Annotated in this window: 4 protein-coding genes; 3 read left to right on the top strand and 1 reads right to left on the bottom strand. The window is 71.6% G+C overall.

Annotated features, from left to right (window positions below; translation table 11 throughout):
• Nucleotides 1-293: 293 nt before the first annotated feature.
• On the bottom strand, nucleotides 294-1409 hold the full coding sequence (locus tag H0488_RS21880; RefSeq protein ID WP_220794889.1) for an endonuclease/exonuclease/phosphatase family protein: 1116 nt from the start codon (nucleotides 1407-1409) through the stop codon (nucleotides 294-296).
• A gap of 238 nt (nucleotides 1410-1647) precedes the next feature.
• Between H0488_RS21880 and H0488_RS21875 the strand changes: the two genes are divergently transcribed.
• The 3 genes from H0488_RS21875 to H0488_RS21865 form a co-directional block, all read left to right on the top strand.
• Nucleotides 1648-3051 (top strand): phospholipase D-like domain-containing protein, encoded by a 1404-nt coding sequence (locus H0488_RS21875; protein ID WP_183101323.1) that lies wholly within the window; start codon nucleotides 1648-1650, stop codon nucleotides 3049-3051.
• 67 nt (nucleotides 3052-3118) lie between these two features.
• A complete protein-coding gene (locus H0488_RS21870; RefSeq protein ID WP_183101322.1) occupies nucleotides 3119-4243 on the top strand; it encodes a hypothetical protein in 1125 nt (374 codons plus the stop codon).
• Between the two features lie 9 nt (nucleotides 4244-4252).
• The coding region (locus tag H0488_RS21865) for a hypothetical protein (RefSeq protein ID WP_183101321.1) at nucleotides 4253-5284 on the top strand (1032 nt) is incomplete at its 3' end.

Raw genomic sequence — 5284 nt, 5'->3', positions numbered from 1 at the left:
AGCCGCTCTCCCGCGCGACCGGCGGCTCGGGGTGGGTGGGTGGGGATGAGGTAGGGAGTGGGTGGGGTGGCTCGCGCGGGCCCGCTGCGGGGCTGGTCGCCCTCTCCCGCGCGAACGGGCCCGTTGCAGAGGGGTTCATCCCCGACCCACCCCACCGCGGGAGCAGCGGGCTGGTGGGTGTGTCGGTCCCGCGCGCAGCGCGGTCCGACCCATCCCCGACACACCCGCCCAGCGACCGACCCAGACGCCGCGCCCGCGGCCTTATCCGAAGCGCCCCTGTCGAGGAGCGGCGGTCACTCGACGTACGGGGCCTCGCCGGTCAGGGTGACGTCACTGAAGATCAGCGGATGGTCCGAGACCCGGTTCACGAGCCCGCCGTCCATGCGGACGTAGCCGGAGAACGCGACGCCGGGGGTGGATCCGAAGATCCAGTCGATGCCGTGGTTGGAGGGGAGCCGGCACGGCGAGCTGGTGCCGCCGTTGGCGGCCTGGGCGTTGGCTCCGGCTGTGACCCGGCAGAACGCCTCGGACTTCTCGTTGAAGTCGCCCATCAGGAAGGTCGGCACGCCGATCTGGTTGGCCGAGGTCGGCGCCTGCAGATCGTTCATCAGCGCGATCTCCTTGGCGGTCGCGACGTCGCGCCAGTGCTGCGCCGGGCCGCGGGTGCTGGCCGGGTTGTGGATGTTGATGAACCAGGACAGCCGGCCGGTCTCCTTGTGCTTGAGCAGCACGTAGGGCATCGGGACCAGGTTGCCGTGGAAGTAGGGGATCGGGATGGTGTGCGCCTCGACGAGCTCCCACACGCCGTTGTTCCAGGCGATGGAGTTGCGCACGCCCTTCTTGCCGACCTGCAGGCCGGGGTAGACGCCCCAGCTGCCGCCGGTGATGTTCATGAACGTCGCGTGCTGCGGCTGCTCGTACTCCTGGAGGCCGACCACGCTGATGTTGTTGCCGCGGATCAGCTGGACCGCCCAGCCCATCCGGGTGTTGCCGCCGGCGTAGCCGCGCTTGTTGCCGCCCGGCTTGGTGTGGGAGTAGCCGAGGACGTTGAAGCTGGCGACCCGGAAGGCAGCGGGATCGGCAGCGAGGCCGTCGGCCGCGACCTGGACCCGGTTGCGCAGGTCGACCGAAGGACGACGCTCGCCCTTCGGGCCCTTGGAGCCGTTCTTGCCCGTGTTGGAGCCGTCGTTCTTGCCGCCGCCCTTGCCGTCGCGCTTGTCGGTCTTGGCCGGCTTGTCGTCGGCCGTGTCCTCGGACTCGGCGTCCGCGGACTCGTCCTCGAGCAGGCTGGCGGCTGCGGCGTCCGCGATGGCGTTGTCCTGGGCCGTGGTCTGGTTGTTGGCCATGGCGAAGCGCCCGACCGCCAGCAGCGCTGCGACGAGCGCAATGATGCCGAGGACAGGTAGCAAGCGTGCGCGACGCGGTAACTCGTGCTTGCCCACTTCTCCCGGCTTCCCTCCCGTGACACCGAACAGCCCGACGGCCCGGTGTAGTGATCAACCTTACTCGACGCGAATGGCTACGGGTGATTCATCGACTGAACTGCGCCACGCCGGTCGGAGGAGCCCGGAGCGCCCAAGGTAAAGGGATAGCGTGCGAGGGCGGGGTTTCCGCGAACCCGACCTGCCGTCTAGCCCGGGGAGACTCGTGCGCCGCGTATCGCTGCTGCTGGTTGTCATTCTTCCGCTCACCTTCCTCCTGGTCCCGGCCACTGCGACGGCTCCGAACCCGGGCCCGGGTGGCCGGACGGTGGTCAACGTCCCGGCGCCCTTCGGCGACAAGGCGGCCAACTACCGCATCGTGAAGACGGTGGAGCGGGCGATCAGGAACACGCGGAAGACGCGGCGGCACCGGCACCCGGTGATCCACATCTCGACGTTCCTCCTCGACCGGAAGACCGCGGTCGACGAGCTGATCGACGCCTGCCGGCGCGGGGTGGCGGTGCGGGTCATCATCGACGAGGACATCGAGAGCCGGCCCTCGCGGCGCCTGATCACGGCCCTCAACGCCGACAACGTGCGCGACCGCAACCGTGACGGCAAGGCGGACCGCGACCCCCGGGCCGGTCGGTGCAACCGTCCGCTCCAAGCGGGCAGCCGCGGGCTCCGGGTCAAGCCGGGCGCCCAGCCCGACGACGCCGAGCGCGACGACACCGAGCTCGAGCTGTTCACCGTCCGCCAGTCCCTGCGCAGCGTCCAGGCGCCGCGCCGCGACTCGGTGACGTGGGGGAAGGACGGCAGCTATGTCAAGGTCTGCGAGGGCAGCTGCCGCGGCAAGGGCGGCAACATGCACAGCAAGTTCTACCTCTTCACGAAGACCAAGCGGTCCGAGCACGTGGTGATGGTGAGCTCGTCGAACATCAACAGGGGCGGCGCCAGGCTGGGCTGGAACGACATGTACGTCGTGCGGAACCGGCCCGGCTTCTACCGCGGGTTCAAGGCGATGCACCGGCTGATGACCGACGACGTCCGCGCCGGTGGCGACAAGGTCCAGGTCAGCGACGGCCCGTTCGTGGCTCGGTTCTTCCCGATGCGCAACGCCAGCAAGCGGACCGACCCGACCCTCCACGACCTGCGCAAGATCCGGTGCCGGAGCGGGTTCGGCCGCACCCGGATCCACATCTCGATGTTCTACTGGAAGGGCAAGCGCGGCGACTACCTGCTCGACCGGGTGGAGCGGCTGGCCCGCCACGGCTGCCAGGTGCGGGTGATCTACGGCGCGCCGTCGCGGCTGCTGGCGCGCCGGATGCGCGACCTCGCCCGGGACCGCGTGATCCGGCTGTGGGACAGCCGCTGGGACTTCAACGACGACGGCTGGAACGAGGTCCGCACCCACGCCAAGTACGTCCTCGTGAAGGGCACGGTCGGCCGCGACCGGCGGGCCTACCGGGTGTGGACCGGGTCCCAGAACTGGGTCACCGGCTCCCTCACGCGCAGTGACGAGACCACGCTCAACATCAGCCTGCGATCGGCGTACCGCGACTACCTGGCGAACTGGGGCGAGATCCGCCGACACGCGCGGCGCCTGCCGTACGACGTCTACGGCCGCTGACCGAACGGTCCGTTCTCCGCTCCCCGGCACCCTGCCGGCCGCGACGGCCACTAGAGTCTGCCCGGAAATGAGCATGCCCAGTTCCCCGGACCCCGCAAAGCGGGTGGTGCTGCACGTCGGCACCCCGAAGAGCGGTACGACGTTCCTGCAGCGCGCGCTGTGGCGGCACCGCGAGGTGCTCGACGCGGCCGGTGTCACCTGCGCGGGCAACCGTCACTTCGAGATGTTCCACGCCGCGATCGAGCTGCGCGGGTCGTACGCCTTCTGGGGCAGGACGGCCGAAGAGCTGGAGGGCACCTGGCAGCGCCTCTGCGACGGCGCTCGGGCGTACCCGGGAACCACGATCATGAGTCACGAGCTGCTGGGCGCCGCCCGGCGGGAGCAGGTCGAGCAGGGCATGGCGGCGCTCGCGGGTCTCGACGTCCACCTGGTGGTGACCGCCCGCGACCTCGGCAGGCAGGTGGCCTCGGACTGGCAGGAGCGGGTCAAGAACGGCAACCCGGTGACGTTCGAGGCGTTCTGCGCCAACGTGGGCCTGGAGCGGCAGAACGGGTTCTGGCGCAACCAGCACCTGATCGGCATCTTCGACCGCTGGGCCCGCGACCTCCCGCCCGAGAACGTCCACCTGGTCGTCGGACCCCCGCCCGGCGCGGGCCCGGACGTGCTGTGGCGCCGGTTCGGCGAGGCGGTCGGCTTCGACGCCTCCGCGTTCGACCCGACGACCGAGGAGCCGACGGCCAACCGGACCCTCGGCGCGGTGCAGGTCGCCGTGCTCCGTCGGGTCAACGAGGTCCTCGACGGACGGATCCAGCAGCCGGCGTACAGCAGGGTCGTCAAGCGCGTCTTCGCGCAGTCGATCCTGGCCGGGCAGTCCTCCGCCCCGGCCCAGTGCCCACCGCAGCTCGTCGAGCGGCTGGCGGAGATCGCCACCCGTCAGAACCGGCGGATCACCAAGCGCGGCTACCAGGTCCACGGCGACCTGGCCGAGCTGGTGCCGGTGCCGGGCTCGGGTCCGTGGATCGACCCCGACGCGGTCGACCCGGCGGTGGAGAGCGAGGCCGCGATCGCGGCGATCGCCGAGCTCCTGATCGAGCGGGCCGCGCCCGAGCCGGAGCCCGACCCCGGTCTCGTCCCGACCGCTCGCCGGATCGGCGACCGGCTCCGCCGCCGGCTGGCCCGGCTCCGCGACTAGGGTCGGCGCGTGACGGCGAAGCAGCGGCCCCGGGTGTTCCTCCACGTCGGCAGCCCGAAGACCGGCACCACGTTCCTCCAGGACGTGCTCTGGTCGCAGCGGGCGACGGCTGCGGAGCAGGGTCTGCTGCTGCCGGGCGACCGCTTCAACGACCACTTCCTGGCCACCCTGGACGTGCGCGGCCTCGCCGACGACCCGATCTACCCGCCGCGGGCTCGGGGGATGTGGGAACGCCTGGCCGCCGAGGCGGCCCGGGCGGACGGCACCGTGCTGATCTCCCACGAGCTGTTCGCCGGCGCGACCGCGGAGCAGGCGCGGCAGGCCGTCGCGGTGCTCGCCGACACCGCCGAGGTCCACGTGGTGGTGACCGCTCGGGACCACGTCCGGCAGATCAGCGCCGAGTGGCAGGAGCACGTCAAGCACCGTGCCTCCGCGTCGTTCGCGACGTTCGTCCGGGACGTCCGCGAGGACGTGGCGCGCACCAGCTGGTTCTGGCAGGTCCAGGACTACGCCGGGGTCCTCGAGCGCTGGGGAGCCGACCTGCCGCCCGAGCGCCGGCACGTCGTGACGGTGCCGCCCTCCGGCTCCGACCCGGGCATCCTGTGGGAGCGGTTCGCGCGCCTCCTCGGCGTCGACCCCGCCGCGTTCGACATCGAGCTCGAGCGCTCGAACTCCTCCCTCGGCGTCGAGCAGGCCGAGCTGCTGCGCCGGGTCAACCTCGAGCTCGGCGAGCGGCTGCCGCTCCCCGGTCCCTATCCGCTGGTCGTCAAGAACGTCCTCGCGCACCGGATCCTCGAGCCGCGTCGCGGAACCCGCCTGGCGCTGAGCGCCGACGACCAGGAGTACGCCGCGGGCGAGTCCCGCGCGGTCGCCGACCGGCTCGTGGCGATGGGCGTCGACGTGGTCGGCGACCTCGCCGAGCTGGTGCCGGCGGTCGACGGTGCCGCTCCGGCGCCGGGGGAGGACGCGTACGCCGTACCGTCCGACGCGACGCTGCTGGCGGAGAGCGTCGCGACCATCGCCGACCTCCTCGTGGTGCTC

Source organism: Nocardioides pelophilus (assembly GCF_014180685.1).
Lineage (GTDB): Bacteria > Actinomycetota > Actinomycetes > Propionibacteriales > Nocardioidaceae > Nocardioides > Nocardioides pelophilus.
This window is presented reverse-complemented; position numbering and strand designations above follow the sequence as displayed.

What these genes read in the sequence shown, in the direction of transcription:
- H0488_RS21870 (WP_183101322.1), top strand. Translation starts at nt 3,119, where the DNA reads ATGAGCATGCCCAGTTCCCCGGACCCCGCAAAGCGGGTGGTGCTGCAC.